The 4,093-nt window shown below is 73.0% G+C and carries 4 protein-coding genes; 1 reads left to right on the forward strand and 3 read right to left on the reverse strand.

The window, feature by feature from the left end; translation table 11 throughout:
- On the forward strand, positions 1 to 631 hold a 631-nt coding region (locus CCN72_RS27420; protein ID WP_107430163.1), incomplete at its 5' end, for an isocitrate lyase/phosphoenolpyruvate mutase family protein.
- A gap of 4 nt (positions 632 to 635) precedes the next feature.
- On the opposite strand, the gene CCN72_RS27425 is transcribed toward CCN72_RS27420, so the two are convergent.
- The 3 genes from CCN72_RS27425 to CCN72_RS27435 form a co-directional block, all read right to left on the reverse strand.
- Positions 636 to 1,595, reverse strand: a complete 960-nt coding sequence (locus CCN72_RS27425; RefSeq protein ID WP_086810498.1) for an ABC transporter substrate-binding protein — start codon at positions 1,593 to 1,595, stop codon at positions 636 to 638.
- Position 1,596: 1 nt separating this feature from the next.
- Positions 1,597 to 3,525: an ABC transporter permease gene (locus tag CCN72_RS27430; protein WP_086810500.1), complete on the reverse strand. Its 1,929-nt coding sequence runs from the start codon at positions 3,523 to 3,525 to the stop codon at positions 1,597 to 1,599.
- Positions 3,525 to 4,093 (reverse strand): ATP-binding cassette domain-containing protein (locus CCN72_RS27435; RefSeq protein ID WP_143664215.1); only part of this gene is annotated, 569 nt, incomplete at its 5' end. The genes CCN72_RS27430 and CCN72_RS27435, both read right to left, overlap by 1 nt.

Here is a 4,093-nt window from a genome sequence, read left to right on the forward strand (position 1 = left end):
CTCGCCGTCCGCGTACCCGAGCGCGGGGGTCGCCGCCGCGCTCGGGTACGCGGACGGCGAGACCCCGGCGGACGAGATGTTCGCGGCGGTCGCCCGGATCACCCGCGCGGTGGACGTGCCGGTGACGGCGGACGTCGAGGACGGATACGGGCTCGCGCCGAAGGAGCTGGTGGAGCGGCTGCTGGCGGCGGGCGCCGTCGGCTGCAACATCGAGGACTCCACCGGGGGTGCGCTCAAGGACCCCCGGGAGCACGCCGAATACCTGGCCGAGTTCTGCGCGGCGGCCGCGGGCCGGATCTTCCTGAACGCCCGCGTCGACACCTTCGTGCACGGCGACGGCGACCCCGGACGGGCCGTCGAGCAGGCAGCCGAACAGACCGTCGAGCGGGCCGCGTTGTACGTCGCGGCGGGTGCCGAGTGCGTGTACCCGATCCTCGCCCCGGTGGACGTCCTGCCCCTGCTGCGGTCCGGGATCGAGGGCCCGCTGAACGCGCTGGCCCTGCTGACCCCGGACGGCCCCTCGCCCGCCGCGCTCGGCGAACTCGGGTCCACCCGGATCACGTTCGGCCCGCAGCTCCAGCGCAGGGCCACCGCGGCGGCGGCCGAACTCGCCGCCGGGCTGCGTCAGTAGCCGCTCAGGACAGCCACTGCTTCCAGACGGAGGGGTGGCTGTCCACCCACTTCTTCGCCGCCGCGTCCGGGGACAGCTTGTCCTGGGCGATCAGCAGGGAGACCTCGTTCTGGTCGTCGGTGGTCCAGCGGAACTTCTTCAGGAACTCCGCCGCCTTGCCGCCCGACCTGGCGAAGTCCGCGTTGAGGTACTTCTGGAGCGGGGTGCGCGGATAGGCGCAGGTGATCTTCGCCGCGTCCGCGTCGCAGCCGTCCTTGTACGGCGGCAGCTTCACCTCCGTCATCGGGACCTTCTCGAACAGCCACTGCGGTGAGTACCAGTACGTCAGGAAGGGCTTCTTCTCCTTGGCGAACTGCTTCATCTGGGTGATCTGCGCGGCCTCGGAACCGGCGAAGACCACCTGGTAGTCCAGCTTCAGGTTCTTCACCAGGGCCTTGTCATTGGTGACATAGGACGGGGAGCCGTCCATCAGCTGGCCCTTGCCGCCGCTCTCCGCCGTACGGAAGAGGGAGGCGTACTTGTTCAGGTTGTGCCAGTCGGTGATGTCGGGGTGCTGCTTGACGAGGTACGTCGGCACGAACCAGCCGATGTGACCGGTCACCCCGAGATCGCCGGCGCGGGCGATCGTCTTCTTGTCGTCGACGTAGCGCTTCTCCTGGTCGGGGTGGCCCCAGTCCTCCAGGATGGCGTCGACCCGGCCCTGGCTCAGCGCGTCCCACGCGGGCACCTCGTCCACCTGCACGGTGTCGACGCGGTAGCCCAGCTTGTGCTCCAGCAGGTACTGGGCGACGGCCACATTGGACTCGGCGCCCACCCAGGACTGCACGGACAGGGTGACGCTCTTGCCGCCGCCGGTGTGGGCGAACGGGCTGGCCTGCTTGGTCATGTCGGCGGCGCCGCAGCCGGTGGTCAGCCCCAGCACGGCGAGCGCGACGGGGACCGCCGTACGCAGTCGGATCCGCATGTCAGGCTCCCTTCCCCGGACGGCGTTCGGTCGGCTGGGTCACCCGGTCCAGCATCAGGCCCAGGCAGACGATGGCGGCACCGGCCACCAGACCGGTCGCCAGGTCGCCCTGGGCGAGGCCGAAGGCGACGTTGTAGCCGAGGGCACCGCCGCCGACCAGACCGCCGATGATGACGACGGCGAGGACCAGGACCACGCCCTGGTTGACGGCGAGCAGCAACGCACGGCGGGCGAGCGGAAGTTGGACCTGCCACAGCTGCTGCCGTCCGGTCGCGCCGAGCGAGCGCGCCGACTCCAGGGCCGCCGGGTCCACCTGGCGCAGGCCCTGGGTGGTGATGCGGACAACGGCGGGCAGCGCGTAGACGACGGCCGCGGCGACCGCGGGGGCGCGGCCGACGCCGAACAGGGCGACGACCGGGATCAGGTACACGAACTGCGGCATCGTCTGGAAGACGTCCAGGACCGGGCGCAGGGCGCGCTCGACGCGGTCGCTGCGGGCCGCGGCGATACCGGTGGCGAAGCCGAGCACCAGGGTGACGGCGACGGCGGCCAGTACCTGGGAGAGGGTGTCCAGGGAGGGCTCCCACACGCCGAGCACACCGATCGCGGCCAGGGCGAGGACGGCGGTCAGCGCGGTGCGCCAGGTGCCGATCACCCAGGCGAGGGCGGCGACGATCAGCAGCAGCGACCACCAGGGCAGCCACTGGAGTCCGTCGCGGACCGGGTCCAGGACCCAGGTGGTGAAGTGGGCCGCCCAGTCGGCGGTGCCGCCGATGACCGGGACGCCGGAGTAGAGGTGGCCGGTCATCCAGTCGACGGCGCGGTTGACCGGGGCGGCGATCTGCACGCTCCAGCCGTTCGGCCAGTCGAGGGCGCCGAGGAGGCGGGCGGCGAGGGCGGCGGCCGCGGTGACGGCGAGGGCGTACGGCCAGCCGATCGTCCGGGGCCCCTTCGCGCCGTCGGCGCCGGCCGCGCCGGTCACCCGGTCCAGGACCACGGCGAGCAGCACGATCGGGATGCCGGCGGCGAGGGCCTGGCCGACGTCGACGGTGGACAGGGCCTGGTAGACGCGGTCACCGAGACCGCCGGCGCCGATGACGGAGGCGATGACGGCCATGGACAGGGCCATCATGATCGTCTGGTTGAGGCCCAGCAGCAGTTCCTTGCGGGCCAGCGGGACACGGGCGGTCAGCAGCCGCTGGCGGCGGGTGGCGCCGAGCGACTCCACGGCCTCCAGGACCTCGGGATCGGCGCCGCGCAGGCCGAGGGCGGTGAGGCGGGCCATGGGCGGGGCGGCGTAGACGACGGTGGCGAGGACGGCCGCGGGGACGCCGATGCCGAAGACCAGGACGACGGGGAGGAGGTAGGCGAAGGCCGGGAGGACCTGCATCGTGTCCAGGACCGGGCGCAGGGCGCGGTCCAGGCGCGGGGAGAGTCCGCCGGCGAGGCCGAGGGCGGCGCCGACGAGCACCGAGGCGAGGACGGCGGCGACCATCAGCGCGAGGGTCTGCATCGTCGGTTCCCACATGCCGAGCGCGCCGCAGGCGAGGAACGCGACGGCGGTGCCGGCGGCCAGGCGGGGGCCCGCCACCCGCCAGGCGACGAGGGCGCCGAGCGCGGTGACGCCCGGCCAGCCGAGGGCGAGGAGGGCGACGTAGACCGCGCGCACGGCGAGGACGACGGCGTTGCTGATGTAGCCGAAGAAGTAGAGGAAGAGCGGGTGGGTGTCGCGGTTGTCGATGATCCAGTTGCTGGCGCTGGTCAGCGGCTCGGTGAGGCTGACCGTGAGGTGGTGGGGCCAGGCGCGGCCGTGCAGCAGCGGGAGCAGGACGGCCGTGATCAGGGCGAGCAGCAGGAGCTTGCCGACGGCTCTGTTGCGCAGGACGGCGGGGGTCCTGGTGCGCAGGGCGGGGACGGTGAGGGTGGCCATCAGACGGCCTCCGGGGTGGCACGGGGGCCCGCGGCCGGGGCGACGGGCACGCCGGCCACCACGCCCAGCAGCTGCTCGTGGTCGACCACGCCCAGGCACTTGCCGTCGTCCATGACACGGGCCGGGCTGCCGGTGCGGGCGACGGCCTCGATGGCCTCCGAGACCGTGGCGTCCGGCGTGAGCGCGGGGCCTTCGGTGCTCTCCACCAAGGACGCGGGGCGCATGGCCGTACGGGCGGTCAGCACCTGCTCGCGCGGTACGTCCCGGACGAACTCGCGGACGTAGTCGTCGGCCGGGGAGCCGACGATCTCCTCGGGGGTGCCGAGCTGGACGACCTGGCCGTCGCGCATCAGGGCGATGCGGTCGCCGAGCTTGAGGGCCTCGCTGAGGTCGTGGGTGATGAAGACCATCGTGCGGCCCTCCTCCTCGTGGAGGCGGGCGACCTCGTCCTGCATGTCGCGGCGGATGAGGGGGTCCAGGGCGCTGAACGGCTCGTCGAAGAGCAGGACTTCGGGGTCGACGGCGAGCGCGCGGGCGAGGCCGACGCGCTGGCGCTGGCCGCCGGAGC

Source organism: Streptomyces murinus (assembly GCF_002154555.1).
Lineage (GTDB): Bacteria > Actinomycetota > Actinomycetes > Streptomycetales > Streptomycetaceae > Streptomyces > Streptomyces murinus.